An 18,601-nucleotide genomic window follows, 5' to 3' on the forward strand; every position below is an offset into this window, starting at 1 on the left:
TATAATGCAATGCAGTCTATCAGACTCATCAGGGTGCCATTTTGTGCATATGCGGACTTTTATGTTTCATATCTCTAACCTGTGGCTCCTCTGCTTAATCCTTAAACAACACCAGCAACTCCTGCGCTTTCATCTTCCATCGAATTTTTCATGTTGCCGCTAATCAGCCATAAAATCATTTGCAGATGCGCTCTGTCGAGGTAGTCTCATAAGGTTCGTTTATAGATCGACGGCAATGTGAGTTACCTTTTCCATACTAATTATAAAAAGACAGTACAAACAGGATCATTATGGACTCCACGCTCATCTCCACTCGTCCCGATGAAGGGACGCTTTCGTTAAGTCGCGCCCGACGAGCTGCGTTAGGCAGCTTCGCTGGTGCCGTCGTCGACTGGTATGATTTTTTACTCTATGGCATCACCGCCGCACTGGTGTTTAATCGCGAGTTTTTCCCGCAAGTAAGCCCGGCGATGGGAACGCTCGCCGCATTTGCCACCTTTGGCGTCGGATTCCTTTTCCGTCCGCTCGGCGGTGTCATTTTCGGTCACTTTGGCGACCGACTGGGACGTAAGCGCATGTTAATGCTGACCGTCTGGATGATGGGCATCGCGACAGCCTTGATTGGTATTCTTCCTTCATTCTCGACCATTGGGTGGTGGGCACCTATTTTGCTGGTGACACTGCGTGCCATTCAGGGATTTGCCGTCGGCGGCGAATGGGGAGGCGCGGCGTTGCTTTCCGTTGAAAGTGCACCGAAAAATAAAAAAGCCTTTTACAGTAGCGGTGTACAAGTTGGCTACGGTGTAGGTTTACTGCTTTCAACCGGACTGGTTTCATTGATCAGTATGATGACGACTGACGAACAGTTTTTAAGCTGGGGCTGGCGCATTCCTTTCCTGTTTAGCATCGTACTGGTACTGGGAGCATTGTGGGTGCGCAATGGCATGGAGGAGTCCGCGGAATTTGAACAACAGCAACATTATCAAGCTGCCGCGAAAAAACGCATCCCGGTTATCGAAGCGCTGTTACGACATCCCGGTGCTTTCCTGAAGATTATTGCGCTACGACTGTGCGAATTGCTGACGATGTACATCGTTACTGCCTTTGCACTTAATTATTCAACCCAGAATATGGGGTTACCGCGCGAACTTTTCCTCAATATTGGTTTGCTGGTAGGTGGATTAAGCTGCTTGACAATTCCCTGTTTTGCCTGGCTTGCCGATCGTTTTGGTCGCCGCAGGGTTTATATCACAGGTGCGTTAATCGGAACGTTGAGCGCATTTCCTTTCTTTATGGCGCTTGAAGCACAATCTATTTTCTGGATAGTTTTCTTCTCCATAATGCTGGCAAACATTGCGCATGACATGGTGGTGTGTGTGCAACAACCGATGTTTACCGAAATGTTTGGTGCCAGTTATCGCTATAGTGGTGCTGGAGTCGGTTATCAGGTCGCCAGTGTGGTTGGCGGTGGATTTACACCTTTTATTGCCGCTGCACTCATCACTTACTTTGCCGGGAACTGGCATAGCGTCGCCATTTATTTGCTGGCTGGATGTCTGATTTCCGCAATGACCGCTTTGTTGATGAAAGACAATCAACGCGCTTGATAGTCTGGCGAAGATCATCCGATCTTCGCCTTACACTTTTGTTTCACATTCCTGTGACATACTATCGGATGTGCGGTAATTGTATGGAACAGGAGACACACATGAATAATAAGGGCTCCGGTCTGACCCCAGCTCAGGCACTGGATAAACTCGACGCGCTGTATGAGCAATCTGTAGTCGCATTACGCAACGCCATTGGCAACTATATTACAAGTGGCGAATTACCTGATGAAAACGCCCGCAAACAAGGTCTTTTTGTCTATCCATCACTGACCGTAACCTGGGACGGTAGCACAACCAATCCCCCCAAAACGCGCGCATTTGGTCGTTTTACTCACGCAGGCAGCTACACCACCACGATTACTCGCCCTACTCTCTTTCGTTCGTATCTTAATGAACAACTTACGTTGCTGTATCAGGATTATGGTGCGCATATCTCTGTGCAACCCTCGCAGCATGAAATCCCTTATCCTTATGTCATCGATGGCTCTGAATTGACACTTGATCGCTCAATGAGCGCTGGGTTAACTCGCTACTTCCCGACAACAGAACTGGCGCAAATTGGCGATGAAACTGCAGACGGCATTTATCATCCAACTGAATTCTCCCCCCTATCGCATTTTGATGCGCGCCGCGTCGATTTTTCCCTCGCACGGTTGCGCCATTATACCGGTACGCCAGTTGAACATTTTCAGCCGTTCGTCTTGTTTACCAACTACACACGTTATGTGGATGAATTCGTTCGTTGGGGATGCAGCCAGATCCTCGATCCTGATAGTCCCTACATTGCCCTTTCTTGTGCTGGCGGGAACTGGATCACCGCCGAAACCGAAGCGCCAGAAGAAGCCATTTCCGACCTTGCATGGAAAAAACATCAGATGCCAGCATGGCATTTAATTACCGCCGATGGTCAGGGTATTACTCTGGTGAATATTGGCGTGGGACCGTCAAATGCTAAAACCATCTGCGATCATCTGGCAGTGCTACGCCCGGATGTCTGGTTGATGATTGGTCACTGTGGCGGATTACGTGAAAGTCAGGCCATTGGCGATTATGTACTTGCACACGCTTATTTACGCGATGACCACGTTCTTGATGCGGTTCTGCCGCCCGATATTCCTATTCCGAGCATTGCTGAAGTGCAACGTGCGCTTTATGACGCCACCAAGCTGGTGAGTGGCAGGCCCGGTGAGGAAGTCAAACAGCGGCTACGTACTGGTACTGTGGTAACCACAGATGACAGGAACTGGGAATTACGTTACTCAGCTTCTGCACTTCGTTTTAACTTAAGCCGGGCCGTAGCAATTGATATGGAAAGTGCAACCATTGCCGCGCAAGGATATCGTTTCCGCGTGCCATACGGGACACTACTGTGTGTTTCAGATAAACCGTTGCATGGCGAGATTAAACTTCCCGGTCAGGCTAACCGTTTTTATGAAGGCGCTATTTCCGAACACCTACAAATTGGCATTCGGGCGATCGATTTGCTGCGCGCAGAAGGCGACCGACTGCATTCACGTAAATTACGAACCTTTAATGAGCCGCCGTTCCGATAATAAGTTCTGAACCTTCTTATCAGAAATAGATGTGAAGGATTAAGTAAGACATCTGGCAAATAGCCTGCAATAAACGCGGGCTGTTTGCTTCCTTGGGCAAATGCGAGTTTCATTATCGTCTTAATGATTTCCGCATATTAAAAGCAAGTATGCTTTAAAAACATAATTATAAAAAATCCCGCCAACAACATTAGTATTTATAAAACAAAATATAAGATTATGGCTTTAGAATATTTTTATTTCTAATAGACGAGATTTTTCCTGTTATGATATAATATGCCGAATTAACACATGTTAACGATTTACCTGTAATGTAAATAAATTTTCGAGGAGATCATTCCAGTGGGACGTAAATGGGCCAATATTGTTGCTAAAAAAACGGCTAAAGACGGTGCAACGTCTAAAATTTATGCAAAATTCGGTGTAGAAATCTATGCTGCTGCCAAACAAGGTGAACCTGATCCAGAATTAAACACATCTTTAAAATTCGTTATTGAACGTGCAAAGCAGGCACAAGTTCCAAAGCACGTTATTGATAAAGCAATTGATAAAGCCAAAGGCGGCGGAGATGAAACGTTCGTGCAGGGACGTTATGAAGGCTTTGGTCCTAATGGCTCAATGATTATCGCCGAGACATTGACTTCAAATGTTAACCGTACGATTGCTAACGTTCGCACAATTTTCAATAAAAAAGGCGGCAATATCGGAGCGGCAGGTTCTGTCAGCTATATGTTTGACAATACGGGTGTGATTGTATTTAAGGGGACAGACCCTGACCATATTTTTGAAATTTTACTTGAAGCTGAAGTTGATGTTCGTGATGTGACTGAAGAAGAAGGTAACATTGTTATTTATACTGAACCTACTGACCTTCATAAAGGAATCGCGGCTCTAAAAGCAGCTGGAATCACTGAGTTCTCAACAACAGAATTAGAAATGATTGCTCAATCTGAAGTTGAGCTTTCCCCAGAAGATTTAGAAATCTTTGAAGGGCTTGTTGATGCCCTTGAAGATGACGACGATGTACAAAAAGTTTATCATAACGTCGCAAATCTCTAATTATCTTTTAAAGAAATCTGTCTTTACGGCAGATTTCTTTAATCTCATATAACCCTTATAAAAAATATAATGTTCAACTCGTCATATTGATTATAAAAAATCCCCGTTCCCAGAGAAATAATATTTATTAAAATTCCAGTTCTTCTTTTTCTGATTACAGAAGGCAAAGTGGCAATAACGCATAGTTTCCCGATAAAGACGCGATAGCGACATCCCGCATAAGGCATTTTTCTCTTTATCTTTGTACGGTACTTCATGGAACAGAGTTTTTGACCTTGCGAATCGTGATGTCTGTTGGGGGCAACTTGCTCACTGAAGCGTGAGACTCGATTAAGCGCACGAAACACAGAAATCAAAAAACCCGGTCACTTTTTTACAAGGTAACCGGGTAAAAATAATTTTTATTTTTTAACTGTTTTGAGACTCATAGAGATATCTCAAAACTAAAATTTGGCTCCTCTGACTGGACTCGAACCAGTGACATACGGATTAACAGTCCGCCGTTCTACCGACTGAACTACAGAGGAATCGTGAGAACGAGACGAATATTAGCGATGCCCACCCATAATGTCAAAGCCTGTTTTTTAAATTTGAAATCGTTTGCTGAAATAATCTGCATTTTGTCGTTTATTCCGACACAGCTGGCTTTTTTTCACACTTTTGCGGTTCGGATCGAGGGTATTTCCACAGCCAACGTCCAGTAACCATTCGCCAGTAAAACAGCACGGCCCGCACAGCCCAGTCGGCAAACATTCCCATCCAGACACCAACCACACCCCAGCCAAGCATGATGCCCAGCACATAACCGACGACAACCCGGCAACCCCACATGCTCAACATAGAAACCCACATGGCGTAACGGGCATCGCGAGCACCTTTAAATCCAGCGGGTAGCACCCATGAGGCGGACCAAATAGGCATAAATAAAGCATTTAGCCAAATCAGAATCACAACGACATGTTTAACCTGTGGATCCTGGGTGTAAAACGATGCCATAACCCCGGCAAAGGGAGCCGTTAGCCAGGCGATGGCCGTTAATCCAAGAGTGGAAAGCCAGAACACATGCCGCAACTGAATCTCTGCTTGCGCTATCTGCCCTACCCCCAACCTTCGGCCTGTAATGATCGTAGAAGCAGAGCCGAGCGCACTTCCGGGTAAGTTGATAAGAGCCGCAATTGAAAACGCGATAAAATTTCCGGCAATAACACTGGTCCCCATCCCGGCAACGAACATTTGGGTTAATAACCGACCACTGGTAAATAACACTGATTCGACACTCGCTGGAATACCAATCCCCATGACTTCCCAGATAATGCTAAAATTCAGCGGTTTAAAATAGCTCTTTAACGAAATCCTTAGCGCAGGATTAAAACCAATCGCCAGCACCCACAAAATTGCAACTGCGCCAATATAACGAGAAATGGTTAAACCCAACCCAGCCCCGACAAATCCCAGTCCCGGCCAGGAGAAAAGGCCGTAAATCAATATGCCGCTAATAATAATATTAAGAATATTCAGGCTACCGTTAATCAGTAGCGGTATTTTCGTATTCCCTGCACCACGAAGTGCCCCGCTACCAATCAAAGTGATGGCAGCTGCTGGATAACTGAGTGCCGTCAGCTCCAGATAAGTCAACGCCAGTGCTTTAACTTCTGTCGTGGCATCACCCGCGACGAAATCAATAATTTGTTCGCCAAAATGATGAATAAGCGTTGCCAACAGTACGGCAAACAACGTCATGATCACCAATGACTGCCGCGTCGCCACCCTCGCTCGTCGTCGATCCCGCTTACCGAGACTAAATGCCACAACGACAGTAGTACCAAGATCGATAGCAGCAAAAAAAGCCATAATGACCATATTGAAGCTGTCCGCCAATCCCACGCCGGCCATCGCATCTTTTCCCAGCCAGCTGACCAGAAAAGTGCTCAGGACACCCATCAACAGGACACAGGCATTCTCCATGAAGATAGGAACAGCAAGCGGGGTTATCTCGCGCCAGAACAACACTTTGTAGCTCTTGCGTTTAGCGTGCCAGCGAGTGCCGTGAACAACCTGGCGTAAAGCAGAGGAGATATTCAAAGCCGACCTTAATTGCAGAAAGTGAAACCACATTTCAAATAATGAGGGAGAATCAGCAAAGCTGCAAAGATTTTCGCCAACAAATTGTCTGCAAATGCAACAAACTGTTGATAGAAACGGCAAACAGTTGGGGAATTTAAAAATCGGGTTTGACAAAAGATTTTTCGCCGTTAAGATGTGCCTCAACAGCGATTCCTCTGTAGTTCAGTCGGTAGAACGGCGGACTGTTAATCCGTATGTCACTGGTTCGAGTCCAGTCAGAGGAGCCAAATTTCTGAAAAGCCCGCTTTTATAGCGGGCTTTTTGCTATATCTGATAATCAATTTCCTCTTCACTGTTTTCCATCACCTGCCGCTTGATATCCTCAACTGACAGTCCTGCATTACAAAGTTCCAGAAAGCGCCAGACATAGTTACGCTGAAGTTGTCCTCGCTTCAGTCCCAACCAGACAGTATTAGCATCGAAAAGATGCCGCGTATCCAGACGGATTAAATTCTCTTCCTCTTGTTCGCCGCTGGATTGTTCGGCAACTAATCCGATCCCAAGCCCAAGAGCAACATAGGTTTTAATGACATCAGAATCCTGCGCACTTAATACAATATCTGCCAGCAAACCTTTGCGGGCAAATGCGTCATCAATACGTGAGCGCCCCGTAATCCCCTGTCGGTAAGTGATTAACGGCCACTTCGCTATTGATTCCAGCGTCAATGGTGAAATTTGCGTCAAGGGATGATCGTGTGGAACAAGCAAACTATGGTGCCAACGAAACCACGGGAAGGCGACGAGCTGCGGGTCATTACTCAAACGCTCGCTGGCGATACCAATATCAGCTTCGCCATTTTGCAACAATGTCGCAATTTCCTGTGGCGTCCCCTGGATTAGCCCGAGCCGAACCTCCGGGAAAAGTTCGCGAAAAGCTTTAATGACCTCTGGCAAGCTATAACGTGCCTGAGTATGCGTCGTTGCAATAGTGAGAACGCCAGACGTATCGTTGGTAAACAGGTCTGCAAGCCGACGAACATTACTGGCTTCATTCAGAATACGTTCTGCAATGACCAGTAATGCTTTGCCCGGTTCAGTCATGCCCAGCAGTCGCTTACCTCGTCGAACAAATATTTCGATGCCAAGTTCATCCTCCAGTTCCCGAATATGACGGCTGACGCCTGACTGTGAGGTAAAAAGCATATTCGCAACCTCTGTCAGGTTGTAATCCTGACGTGCAGCCTCGCGGATTATCTTTAGTTGTTGGAAATTCACGGTAAACTCCGGGCAGTTCAGATTTCCCGTTATTGTTAAAGTCTAATGCCCGGCATAACAAATAATAAAAACCCGCATCTTATTCCATTCCGATATAACACTTAGCTCACCAATTGCCACTGCCTTTTTTCCATCACTGGAGAACTAATCACTGACATTAACAACTCTTTCACTGCCTGTGCCTGTGGCGATAAGTTCGCTCTGGCGGGTAAATTTAATGACAAAGAGAGACTCATGGAAGGAGTGGTAATGCGTGACATCCACCCATTTACTGCGCCACATAACGAACGCGCGGCCGATTCGGGTAATACTGCAACGCCCATGCCGCTGGCAATCGCTGCGGTAAGCGTGGCAATAGACTCAATTTCACCAATAACTTTTGCCGTGAGTCGCCGTAGGGAAAAAGCCTCATCAACACGAAGTCTAATAGCACTGTAATCACTGGGGAGAAAGAGGTTCATTTTCGCAATAGCATTCACATCAACGCTTTGCCCCGGGCAATCTTGAGTACCTACCAGAAAAAGATCTTCTTTCAGCAAAGCCTGACTGGATACACCAGCCACAGGGGAATGCTCATAAATCACCGCCATATCGAGTTGGTGATTTATCAATTTTTCGTTAAGCACTGCACCACTATTTTCATGAAGATAGATAACGATCTCCGGAAATTCAGCGCGAACCGCCTGTAATAAGGGCATGGTGATGGATGACGCAGCGGTTCCTGGTGCAAAGCCAATCGAGACTTGCCCCGATAATGCCTGACCAACGTTATGCACCGCCAGTTGGGCCTGTTCACACTGACGTAAAATGGCCCGCGCATGGGTATAGAGAATTTTTCCGGCGTCTGTTGGCGTAACGCCCCGCTTTGTACGGATCAAAAGTTGTTGATTTAACTCACCTTCCAGTGTGGCAACCTGCTGGCTGAGCGCTGGTTGTGCGATATGCAATACTTCAGCAGCCTGGGTCAGGCTACCAATATCTACAATTTTTACGAAGTATTTCAGGCGTCTGAAGTTCATGTTGCCTCCGGTTTTTAAGAATCGGCCCAAGTGCCGCCATTACTTACAACCAGATTGCAAGATGCTTGCCAGTTTTATTTTGGCGTTGATGTACAAGCTAACCAACTGTCAAATAAGAGATTATGATAGATTCGTCATTTGCTCCTTTAATCAGCTGTCGCGTTCCCCTGCCCTATAAAAGGAGGGTATGCACCACGATGGTTCATTACCCAATAAGATTGAAAGCTCACCACTTTGTTGAAATTGACAGCAAACAAACAAAAAAATGCATTTCACCCTTTGACATCACCATGCACTGCCATTAATATGCGCCCCGTTCACACGATTCCTCTGTAGTTCAGTCGGTAGAACGGCGGACTGTTAATCCGTATGTCACTGGTTCGAGTCCAGTCAGAGGAGCCAAATTCAAAAAAGCCTGCTTTCTAGCAGGCTTTTTGCTTTCTAATTACCAACGCTCTTAAAACATCTGTCTTGAACCAGAACTAATTTGCACAGGCATTCCCGATCGACGTTGCAACGCAGCATTTGCGCGATTTACATCAACTTCTTGCCCGCTGATAAACGCCCGCAAAGATGGGGTTACCGGCAATGGCACTTTTCGGTCAGACTCATATTCTGCACGATTGCGCGACAACGGCTCATGAACTTCCAGCCAGTTCGAGCCATCTGGTTCAGTGGTGTATTTTACTGGCTGGTCGATAATTTGCACACGCGTCCCAACAGGAACATTATCAAACAGATATTTGATATCGTCATTGCGCAGACGAATACAGCCCTGACTTACCCGGAGCCCAATACCAAAATTGGCATTGGTACCATGGATGGCATACAACCTGCCAATATAAATCGCGTACAGCCCCATGGGATTATCGGGGCCCGCAGGAACAAATGCGGGCAAACTCTCCCCTCGTTTCGCATATTCGCGCCGAGTGTTCGGCGTTGGCGTCCAGGTTGGAGCTTCTTGTTTACGTTCAACGGTAGTCACCCAGTTACGCGGGGTTTCTCGCCCAGCCTGGCCGATACCAATAGGAAAGACTTCCACAGTATTACTGTCTGGTGGGTAGTAATAAAGACGCATCTCAGCGACGTTAACCACAATCCCTTTACGAACAGTGGCGGGCAAAATCAGTTGCTGCGGAATGGTGAGTTGCGAGCCAGACTTCGGCAAAAAAACATCAGCGCCCGGGTTCGCTTCCAGCATGTTACTTAACCCTTGCCCGTATTGTGCGGCAAAAGTCTCCAGCGGCTGGGTATTGTGATCAGGAACAGTTACAGTAAACGACTGCCCCACTAAACGGCTACCCTCTGGAGGTAATGGATAAGTTACCGCCAGGCTAGTATGGCTGGCAAAAAGCAGAGCAAATGAGCAAAAAATATTTACACGACGCATCATGTCCCTTTCCTAAGTCGCGAAAGCTATCCGTTAAGTATAGCTTTTATCAGACTTTTCGTTTTTAACTGTTCAAATCAGAAGTCGTATTCCCCGGTAGAACAATATTACTGGCAGCAAGTTCGCCCATGTTGTTATATATCGCACAGGCAGCTTCGATGATGGGCATCGCCAGAGCTGCGCCACTCCCCTCACCTAAACGCATCTCCATATTGAGAAAAGGCTCCAGCCCCAAATGCGACAGCGCAATACGCGCCCCTTTTTCTGCCGACAGGTGAGAAGGAATGAGATACGGTTTGATTGCAGGAGACATCTGGCAGGCTGCGAGCGCGGCAGCATAAGAAAGAAATCCATCCAGCAACACGGGTAAACCGCAGGAAGCAGCGCCTAACATCACGCCAGCCATTCCGACCAAATCAAATCCACCCACTTTTGCCAGGACATCAACGCCATCCTGCGGATTTGGTTGATTCAACGTAATCGCCCGGCGCACAACATCAATTTTATTAGCCAGTTTATCTGTCGGCAGGTTTGCGCCAATCCCAACCACTTCTTCAGGAGCCCGGCCAGTGATTGTGCTGACTATTGCCGCTGCCGGTGTCGTGTTTGCCATCCCCAGTTCACCTACACCAAACAGCGTAACACCGTTTTTTGCCAGCTCCCGCGTATAACATATGACGTCCAAAAGCAACTTTTCTGCCTGATGGCGACTCATTGCCGGAGCTGAAGCAATATTGCCACTACCTCGAGCAACACGCATGTTGATAAGCCCGGGGATAGGCTCAGCAGTATCAATACCAACATCAATTACGTAGACGTTAGCGCCCGCTTGTGCTGCCAGCACACACACGCCGGTTGTTCCGCGGGTCATATTTTCAGCCTGAATGGCTGTCACTTCTTTTGGGGAAATAGCGACCCCTTCCTCCCAGACGCCGTGATCGGCACACATAACCAGTACCGCTTTTTTGCCCACATGCGGTATGCCATTCAACCCCGGCATTCCTGCCAGTTGTATGGCAAGCGCCTCCAGCCTTCCCAGGCTACCAACAGGTTTGAGTAACCCGTCAATATGCCGTTGTGCACGCGACATCGCGGCAGGATCGATGGCAGGGATCGTATTCAGTAAATCGGCAAGTGTTTGCATGTCACGTCTCTTTATAGCAGTGCCAGCAGGAAGACCAGTTCACCAAGCTCTATAGCAGCTCCCAGCGTATCGCCGGTTTGCCCGCCCAGCGTACGTTTGAGAAGCTGACCGAGGATGAAAATCGCCACCATCGTCACCACCATAGCAGCCACACCATGCATACCCGGCAATAATACGGCAGCAAAAATAGCGGCTAAGCCGAGTGTGACGCAGGTTTGTCGCCCATCAATTTTGCCAATGAACACATTGCCAAGCCCTTCTTCCCGGGCATAACGATGACGATACATCAATAATGCGGCAGTCCCGCGGCTGACCGCACATGCTGCCGCCAGCGATGCAAGGATCGGTTCGCCACGCAGAGCCAACTCGCTTAACACCAGAATCTTTGCCAGTACCACAAAAATCAATGCCAGACCGCCGTGGGTGCCTAAACGGCTATCACGCATGATTTCCAACATGCGATCGCGGCTACGTGCAGAAAATACGCCATCACAGGTATCGGCGAGGCCGTCCAGGTGGAATCCCCCGGTCATCAGCGCCAGCACAAGCACGCTAAACAGTGCCGCCAGTGGTACGCCACACCATGCCTGCAGCACCATGAAGACCAGCCCGCTAATCGCGCCAAGCAATAATCCAATTAAAGGAAAAGTAATAATACCGCGAGAATAATGCTCGAAATCCAGTCCCTGGGACCAGCGACGCGGTACAGGCAGACGCGTAATAAAAGAGAGCATCGCCCAAAATAATTTACTCATTTGATTTTTACTCCAATACCCGAAACCACCAACCATACTTCATTTGCCGCAGCGGCCAGCTGCTGATTTACCCGCCCGGCAATATCACGAAAATGTCGTGCCAGACGACTCTCCGGCACAATCCCCATTCCCACTTCGTTAGTCACTAATACAACCTTTGCGGGACAACGTTGGCAGGCAGCAATCAACGACTGAATCTCAGCATTAATCGCCTGTTCCATCGCCTGATAATCCCATTCATCAGGGTCTTTATCGCCGCCATAATCAAACAACAGATTAGTCACCATGGTGGTAACGCATTCCAGCAACACAGCCTCATGCGGGTTAATGTCTGCATGAATTAATTCATCAAGATGTTGCCAACGCTCCACCGTGCGCCAGTGCGCCGGGCGGCCTTGCCGATGATGTTCTATCCGTGCAGCCATCTCATCATCAAGGATTTGCGAGGTAGCGATATACAGAACCTGTGAAGAGTCCCCAATAAGCGCCTCTGCGTGGCGACTCTTCCCGCTCCGTGCGCCCCCCGTCACCAAAATCATCATACCGACTCCTGATTCAAATGTATGATGGTATTCATTGAACAGAACAATGGATCCCCCACCGTTGCTGACCGCAAAACATTTACGCGATTAATACTGCGCGTAATATAATTAAAAATCCAGCATTCTCAATCCATTACGAAATAAGATGGCATTACGGAATAGCCAGACTTTCTTGTGTTAACGTCCGACAAAATGCGTCATTGACAGCGGTTTCTGTGGATTGACACATTTCATTCAGATAATGAATTAATGCTACTGCCGGAACAACCAGCAAACGGGCATTGTGTTCTGAAATCCAGGCTATTGATTCAACGTCAGCGACAGATCTGCGCTGTAAAAGAACTTGTAAAACAACGTAATAGAATTATCCGGAATGGTGGCGACTATGCACTAGAACACCACAATTTCGCTCTCTCGGTAAGGCACTGTCACAGCATTCAACAGAATGTGACTTGCCAGATTTATTAGCGCCACCAGATGTTTAACCGGGTAACCACGACCCAGTCGGGGATATATTCCATCTTCTCGCTGACATCATCAAGAATAAAAAGGTTTATCACACTCAGAGCAACGTTCTTCAGCAGGCGGGATAATTCTTCAACATTTAGAAGATGTGTTATTAAAGGCATACAAACTGGACGTATTGTATTTTCTTTTGGTGGTTGACCTAAGGTAGCAGTTTATCCTGATGCGCTGAGATTTCTGTAATATCTACGTCAACATTCTCCTCGAATAGAAAATGCAGCCCCGGCAAGTGATTCACATTTTTTAACAAAACGTTGTTAGCGTGCCATTTTCAGAAGCTCTCCAAGAAAGCGAATTCTTTTCTCAAATTCTGCATTCTCAGACACAGCTTTCTACTCCATGGTAATGGCCCAAATACGAAGTTGCTCAGGATCATTAGTGGTGCTGAGAAGTTAAATAACCATGCGGAGTACCACTCGTCATCACGTATTTATATATCATGAAGCTATTGTTGTGTTTTGTACATCAGTAGATATATTCTGATATACTCCTTTTGCTAGACATAACCTTTCACCTGCTTGCAAAGCTTCTGTGTTCTGACATTGCCAAATTGTTGCAATTCTGTATCCAGCCTTCTTTCAGTCATAGCTTCGGGCCGCGATAAGACTCACTGATCTGACCCTGATTCCTCTTGCAGACTTTATAGACCAATTAAAATGCAGTTTCTGCAGGTCAACGTCTGACCATCATTGTCATCACTCTGGCCATTAGAGTAACCTTCTGCATTCATCCTTTTGTAAAAAGTTTATATTAGTATCAGCAATTAACCGGACCTGATACTGATATGAGTCTTACCGCATATACGGTCAATTTCAGCAATTAATTACATTATCCACGCCAAAGTATTTGTCATCACAATGATGGTACCTTCTTTCAGACACCATTTTTTCAACTCCGTTTTCCACGGACCGCACTCTTATGTCAAGAGTGCGGTCCGTGGATACAACCAGAGACCGACTGACACGAGTCAGAGGAAACGACGGATATGTTCAGTCGTAAAATATCTATCAAAAAACATGATTAAGGTCAAAAATGTTTGATATTTACAATTTATGAAGATGACAATAATTATAGATATATGAGAACATAAATGAAAATAATTATCATTACAGCAATCATTTGTACTTTGTATTAATGAGGGATGAAATGTTATATAATATACCTTGTCGAATTTATATCCTTTCCACTCTGTCATTATGCATTTCTGGGATAGTTTCTACTGCAACCGCAACTTCTTCAGAAACAAAAATCAGCAACGAAGAGACGCTCGTCGTGACCACGAATCGTTCGGCAAGCAACCTTTGGGAAAGCCCGGCGACTATACAGGTTATTGACCAACAAACATTGCAGAACTCCACCAATGCCTCCATAGCCGATAATTTGCAGGACATCCCCGGAGTAGAGATAACAGACAACTCCTTGGCAGGCCGTAAACAAATCCGCATTCGTGGCGAAGCATCCTCCCGTGTTTTAATTCTCATTGATGGTCAGGAGGTAACTTATCAGCGCGCCGGAGATAATTATAGTGTGGGACTGTTGATAGATGAGTCTGCGCTGGAGCGTGTTGAGATAGTGAAAGGTCCATATTCCGTACTGTACGGTTCACAGGCAATTGGCGGTATTGTTAACTTCATCACCAAAAAGGGAGGTAACAAACTTGCATCTGGAGTTGTGAAAGCTGTTTATAATTCCGCAACAGCAGGCTGGGAAGAATCAATCGCGGTCCAGGGGAGCATCGGTGGATTTGATTATCGCATCAACGGTAGTTATTCTGATCAGGGCAATCGTGATACGCCGGATGGACGTCTGCCGAATACCAACTATCGTAACAATAGTCAGGGTGTATGGTTGGGTTATAACTCCGGAAACCATCGTTTTGGCCTCTCGCTTGATCGCTACAGACTCGCGACACAAACTTACTATGAGGATCCAGACGGAAGTTATGAGGCATTTAGTGTCAAAATACCTAAACTTGAACGAGAGAAAGTTGGGGTATTCTATGACACAGACGTGGACGGTGACTATCTAAAAAAATTCATTTCGACGCGTATGAGCAGACCATCCAGCGCCAATTTGCCAACGAAGTAAAAACGACACAGCCTGTTCCCAGTCCGATGATTCAGGCTCTGACCGTTCATAACAAGACTGACACCCATGATAAGCAATACACTCAGGCGGTCACATTGCAGAGTCACTTTTCGCTGCCTGCTAATAATGAACTTGTTACCGGTGCACAGTACAAACAAGACAGGGTCAACCAAAGGTCCGGTGGCATGACCTCAAGCAAATCTCTGACCGGCTTCATTAATAAGGAAACACGAACTCGCTCCTATTATGAGTCAGAGCAAAGTACAGTCTCACTATTCGCACAAAATGACTGGCAATTCGCCGATCACTGGACATGGACAATGGGAGTTCGCCAATACTGGCTTTCTTCAAAGTTGACGCGTGGTGACGGAGTATCATATACCGCAGGCATTATAAGCGATACCTCTCTTGCCAGAGAGTCTGCGAGTGATCACGAAATGGTAACATCTACAAGCCTGCGCTATTCAGGTTTCGATAACCTGGAGTTACGCGCTGCGTTCGCGCAAGGCTACGTATTTCCCACACTCTCCCAGCTTTTTATGCAGACATCTGCGGGCGGCAGTGTCACATACGGAAATCCTGATCTTAAGGCTGAACACTCCAATAACTTTGAATTAGGTGCACGATATAATGGTAATCAGTGGCTGATTGACAGCGCAGTTTACTACTCAGAAGCTAAAGATTATATTGCAAGTCTGATCTGTGATGGCAGTATAGTTTGCAATGGTAACACCAACTCCTCCCGTAGTAGCTACTATTATTATGACAATATTGATCGGGCAAAAACATGGGGACTGGAAATAAGTGCAGAATATAATGGCTGGGTTTTCTCGCCATATATCAGTGGCAATTTAATTCGTCGGCAATATGAAACTTCAACATTAAAAACAACTAATACAGGTGAACCAGCGATAAACGGACGTATAGGGCTGAAACATACTCTTGTGATGGGTCAGGCCAACATAATCTCTGATGTTTTTATTCGTGCTGCCTCTAGTGCAAAAGATGACAGTAACGGTACCGAAACAAATATTCCGGGCTGGGCCACTCTCAACTTTGCAGTAAATACAGAATTCGGTAACGAGGATCAGTACCGGATTAACCTGGCACTCAATAACCTGACAGACAAACGCTACCGTACAGCACATGAAACTATTCCTGCAGCAGGTTTTAATGCAGCTATAGGTTTTGTATGGAATTTCTGATGACAAAAACAATCGTTATGGAATTCTTTGTCCTGATCTGCCCGCTTTGCGGGCAGGCTAACGAACGTATTGTGTTTGTTGAAGGTTTTTCGTCGTTGTTTTCCATCTGTAGATGAATATTTATTCTTCCCGCCAGCATGATTCTATACTCATTGCTACGACAATGACTTATAAAGCTGGCTACTGAGCCTATACCTTTGTAATTCAAAAGTGATATCAGTTCACAACGCAATACTATTTTTAGATTATTTACTCTCCCCCAGATACTGAATCAATGGATAATACCTTTTGATTTATCCCGACGCGGAAGAAGGTGGAATAAATATTCTCCTTCTATTGTCCCCTACTCCAACTATCATATTTTACAATATCAACGAACCGTCCATGCCGGGCTGAAATTCTCTTCCTGAAACAGCTCTGTCAGCCCGCTAATCTGTTTGAGCCTCAGCACTTCATCCTGATCCATGCCCAACTCTGTGCCAATACGCTCATCTGTCCAGCCCAGACGCGAAAGGTCCCTGACAATGTCAGACATTGACGTTATCTGGTGTTTTCCCCTGGCACGGTTATGCCGTATGGTCGCGGCAATACGTGATGCCTATCCCTTTCTCTCTGGATTAATACAGGCCACTGGCAGCCAGCCCTTCAGACGTTTTCTCGTATCCGCTTTCCTGCCCAGCAACTGACGATGAAAACCATCCACTACCAGATAATGCTCCTTCTCTTCCGAAACCACCACAGGCTGCGTGAATCCATCCTGCTCCAGTGAATGTTTAAGCAGTTTTTTTTCACTGGAAGACATGACATTGGGATTGTAATCGTTGGCCACCACCTCATTCGCTTTCACCCACAACACACAGTCCACAGGCTCCTGTGCAAAAGGGCTGACCTCATGCAACACCCTGCGCAGATGATTAAGGGCTCGTATGGTCTCTTCTTCAGATCGTTCCTGACTGAAGTACTGTCGAATCATGTTGCTCAATACTTCCACCTCAGGTGTCACAGAATCCCCCATTCCTTCCTCCTTTCTTTCATACGCTGCAGATAACGTTCATAGTGCCGGGGTTTGTTCGGACTGAAGGAGAGGGTCCGACACCAGAAATCATTCTTTATGAGTGTCTTACAGATACGTCGCCAGGACGGGATATCCCGGCTCCCCAGGTCATTCTCCTGTTCATCCGGGATGTCATCCGGGAAGCCCCGCGTCTGATACCAGCGCAGGTAGACAGCAATTTTATTACGGTAATGTTCTGCCGTTCTTTCCGGCATCACATCCAGCAGGAACATCGCATAGCTACGCCAGGTATGATGAGGTGGCTTCGTGATACGCTTACGCAGGGCAAAATAGGCACCGCTCTCATTGGCATAAAGCGCCCCGCTGGCAGCACCCGACACCCGCTCACACATCCTGGCCCAGGTTTCCGGCTCCAGAACATGGTAAAGCCACAGTCCCTTACGCTGTTCCGGGCCAAAAGGCTCACAGACCCGCATGTTGCGTAACGGCACGCCGGCACGGTACATCAGGTCATACAGGGGATTGTAGATAGCTCGGGTTCTGGCGTTATATATCCATATATCACGAGCTTTCCAGTCATACAACGGATACAAGGTGTAATAAAACCCTTCAGGTGACGCTGTGGTCCAGGGTTTATCATCTGCATATCTCAGTTTGCGCTGAGACACCAGTCCCACAAAGCGATTGAGCGATTCATCAGCACGAACACCAGTCAGTATTGCCACTCCACACCGGTTACCGGCAAACCAGGAAGAAAATGCCGGAACAAATTCTTCAAACGTCATGGCATACCGATAAAATGGGAAGTACGACATATCTGTAATAGCGTCATCTGGTGGCTGACGAACCCACTCCACACCTGGTTCCCAGCATATCCATTCCGGCTGAAACTGAGAGACACCGTTTACCGTAGTCAGGGGGAGTGCCACCCAGTAAAAAGTCTCCGTCACATCCCGATACATCTCCCTCATCTTCAGAATGTGTGCAATTGTGCACTGGTACTGAGCTTCCCAGTCAATGAATAATACAGAGAAACGACGTTTCTTCCTGCGAGCCACATCGGCCGTAAGATGGAGCAGCACAGTAGAGTCTTTTCCTCCGGAAAAAGACAAACAGACAGAAGAAAATGTCTCAAACAACCACTCAATACGGTGAACGGCCGCACACAGGACATCCTCACCCGTCAGGATTTTTTTCGCGGAAAAATCATTGTTCATTCCCCTTCCCCACAGGTTCTAAAGGCTTCAAAGTAATATTGTCCGACAGCACGTTACGCCATTTATAGTACATAGCGGCAGAACCACCTGAATATGGCAAACAATACAAACTGATATTACTCATCCTCCCACTCCTTGTT

At 46.7% G+C, this 18,601-nt stretch carries 11 protein-coding genes, 3 tRNA genes and 5 pseudogenes; 6 read left to right on the forward strand and 13 right to left on the reverse strand.

What is annotated here, in order from left to right; genetic code table 11:
• Positions 1–290 precede the first annotated feature (290 nt).
• The 3 genes from shiA (at position 291) to ACJHWR_RS02300 (ending at position 4,222) form a co-directional block, all read left to right on the forward strand.
• Complete coding sequence (gene shiA / locus ACJHWR_RS02290; RefSeq protein WP_000378571.1) at positions 291–1,607, forward strand: shikimate transporter; 1,317 nt, start codon at positions 291–293, stop codon at positions 1,605–1,607.
• A 101-nt stretch (positions 1,608–1,708) separates the two neighbouring features.
• On the forward strand, positions 1,709–3,163 hold the full coding sequence (gene amn / locus ACJHWR_RS02295) for an AMP nucleosidase (RefSeq protein WP_001060244.1): 1,455 nt from the start codon (positions 1,709–1,711) through the stop codon (positions 3,161–3,163).
• 342 nt (positions 3,164–3,505) lie between these two features.
• Positions 3,506–4,222: a YebC/PmpR family DNA-binding transcriptional regulator gene (locus tag ACJHWR_RS02300; protein ID WP_000532923.1), complete on the forward strand. Its 717-nt coding sequence runs from the start codon at positions 3,506–3,508 to the stop codon at positions 4,220–4,222.
• A 451-nt stretch (positions 4,223–4,673) separates the two neighbouring features.
• Here ACJHWR_RS02300 and ACJHWR_RS02305 read toward each other — a convergent pair.
• Together ACJHWR_RS02305 and yeeO are read right to left on the reverse strand one after the other, a co-directional pair.
• A tRNA-Asn gene (locus ACJHWR_RS02305) sits at positions 4,674–4,749 on the reverse strand.
• Positions 4,750–4,849: 100 nt separating this feature from the next.
• Positions 4,850–6,337, reverse strand: a complete 1,488-nt coding sequence (gene yeeO / locus ACJHWR_RS02310) for a toxic metabolite efflux MATE transporter YeeO (RefSeq protein WP_023142104.1) — start codon at positions 6,335–6,337, stop codon at positions 4,850–4,852.
• Positions 6,338–6,497: 160 nt separating this feature from the next.
• Between yeeO and ACJHWR_RS02315 the strand changes: the two genes are divergently transcribed.
• Positions 6,498–6,573: transfer RNA gene (locus ACJHWR_RS02315), tRNA-Asn, on the forward strand.
• Between the two features lie 37 nt (positions 6,574–6,610).
• Here ACJHWR_RS02315 and cbl read toward each other — a convergent pair.
• Positions 6,611–7,561, reverse strand: coding sequence for an HTH-type transcriptional regulator Cbl (cbl, locus tag ACJHWR_RS02320; RefSeq protein WP_001011036.1), 951 nt, complete (start codon positions 7,559–7,561; stop codon positions 6,611–6,613).
• 101 nt (positions 7,562–7,662) lie between these two features.
• Complete coding sequence (gene nac / locus ACJHWR_RS02325) at positions 7,663–8,580, reverse strand: nitrogen assimilation transcriptional regulator NAC (protein WP_001011461.1); 918 nt, start codon at positions 8,578–8,580, stop codon at positions 7,663–7,665.
• A 326-nt stretch (positions 8,581–8,906) separates the two neighbouring features.
• Here nac and ACJHWR_RS02330 point away from each other — a divergent pair.
• Positions 8,907–8,982 (forward strand) — tRNA-Asn (locus ACJHWR_RS02330).
• A 55-nt stretch (positions 8,983–9,037) separates the two neighbouring features.
• Here the strand turns inward: ACJHWR_RS02330 and ldtA are convergent.
• The 6 genes and pseudogenes from ldtA to ACJHWR_RS02360 form a co-directional block, all read right to left on the reverse strand.
• Positions 9,038–9,973, reverse strand: a complete 936-nt coding sequence (gene ldtA / locus ACJHWR_RS02335; RefSeq protein ID WP_000986308.1) for a L,D-transpeptidase — start codon at positions 9,971–9,973, stop codon at positions 9,038–9,040.
• Positions 9,974–10,034: 61 nt separating this feature from the next.
• The gene (gene cobT / locus ACJHWR_RS02340) at positions 10,035–11,114 is read right to left on the reverse strand and encodes a nicotinate-nucleotide--dimethylbenzimidazole phosphoribosyltransferase (protein WP_001193797.1); all 1,080 of its coding nucleotides are present in this window, start codon (positions 11,112–11,114) and stop codon (positions 10,035–10,037) included.
• Positions 11,115–11,125: 11 nt separating this feature from the next.
• A complete protein-coding gene (cobS, locus tag ACJHWR_RS02345) occupies positions 11,126–11,869 on the reverse strand; it encodes an adenosylcobinamide-GDP ribazoletransferase (RefSeq protein WP_001297350.1) in 744 nt (247 codons plus the stop codon).
• A complete protein-coding gene (gene cobU / locus ACJHWR_RS02350) occupies positions 11,866–12,411 on the reverse strand; it encodes a bifunctional adenosylcobinamide kinase/adenosylcobinamide-phosphate guanylyltransferase (protein WP_000973159.1) in 546 nt (181 codons plus the stop codon). The genes cobS and cobU overlap by 4 nt, the downstream gene beginning before the upstream one ends.
• A 151-nt stretch (positions 12,412–12,562) precedes the next feature.
• Positions 12,563–12,706 (reverse strand): annotated as a pseudogene (locus ACJHWR_RS02355) (cobalamin biosynthesis protein); the annotation flags it as partial.
• Between the two features lie 8 nt (positions 12,707–12,714).
• Positions 12,715–12,903 (reverse strand): annotated as a pseudogene (locus ACJHWR_RS02360) (IS4 family transposase); the annotation flags it as partial.
• Positions 12,904–14,082: 1,179 nt separating this feature from the next.
• On the opposite strand from ACJHWR_RS02360, the pseudogene ACJHWR_RS02365 reads away from it, so the two are divergent.
• Positions 14,083–16,229: pseudogene (locus ACJHWR_RS02365) on the forward strand (TonB-dependent receptor plug domain-containing protein).
• A 370-nt stretch (positions 16,230–16,599) separates the two neighbouring features.
• Here the strand turns inward: ACJHWR_RS02365 and ACJHWR_RS02370 are convergent.
• The 3 genes and pseudogenes from ACJHWR_RS02370 to ACJHWR_RS02380 all read right to left on the reverse strand — a co-directional run.
• Positions 16,600–17,244 (reverse strand): annotated as a pseudogene (locus ACJHWR_RS02370) (IbrB-like domain-containing protein).
• On the reverse strand, positions 17,229–18,461 hold the full coding sequence (locus tag ACJHWR_RS02375) for a phosphoadenosine phosphosulfate reductase (RefSeq protein ID WP_001058035.1): 1,233 nt from the start codon (positions 18,459–18,461) through the stop codon (positions 17,229–17,231). The pseudogene ACJHWR_RS02370 and the gene ACJHWR_RS02375 overlap by 16 nt, the downstream one beginning before the upstream one ends.
• A 1-nt stretch (position 18,462) precedes the next feature.
• Positions 18,463–18,585: pseudogene (locus tag ACJHWR_RS02380) on the reverse strand (thioesterase); the annotation flags it as partial.
• Between the last annotated feature and the right edge of the window lie 16 nt (positions 18,586–18,601).

Origin of the sequence: Escherichia sp. WS568 (genome assembly GCF_046486085.1) — a bacterium.
In the GTDB taxonomy this organism is placed as follows: domain Bacteria; phylum Pseudomonadota; class Gammaproteobacteria; order Enterobacterales; family Enterobacteriaceae; genus Escherichia; species Escherichia coli.

Coding starts and splice junctions, on each gene's coding strand:
- yeeO (WP_023142104.1), bottom strand. CDS start 6,337: ATGTGGTTTCACTTTCTGCAATTAAGGTCGGCTTTGAATATCTCCTCT.
- nac (WP_001011461.1), bottom strand. CDS start 8,580: ATGAACTTCAGACGCCTGAAATACTTCGTAAAAATTGTAGATATTGGT.
- cobT (WP_001193797.1), bottom strand. CDS start 11,114: ATGCAAACACTTGCCGATTTACTGAATACGATCCCTGCCATCGATCCT.
- cobS (WP_001297350.1), bottom strand. CDS start 11,869: ATGAGTAAATTATTTTGGGCGATGCTCTCTTTTATTACGCGTCTGCCT.
- ldtA (WP_000986308.1), bottom strand. CDS start 9,973: ATGATGCGTCGTGTAAATATTTTTTGCTCATTTGCTCTGCTTTTTGCC.
- shiA (WP_000378571.1), top strand. CDS start 291: ATGGACTCCACGCTCATCTCCACTCGTCCCGATGAAGGGACGCTTTCG.
- cobU (WP_000973159.1), bottom strand. CDS start 12,411: ATGATGATTTTGGTGACGGGGGGCGCACGGAGCGGGAAGAGTCGCCAC.
- amn (WP_001060244.1), top strand. CDS start 1,709: ATGAATAATAAGGGCTCCGGTCTGACCCCAGCTCAGGCACTGGATAAA.
- ACJHWR_RS02375 (WP_001058035.1), bottom strand. CDS start 18,461: ATGAACAATGATTTTTCCGCGAAAAAAATCCTGACGGGTGAGGATGTC.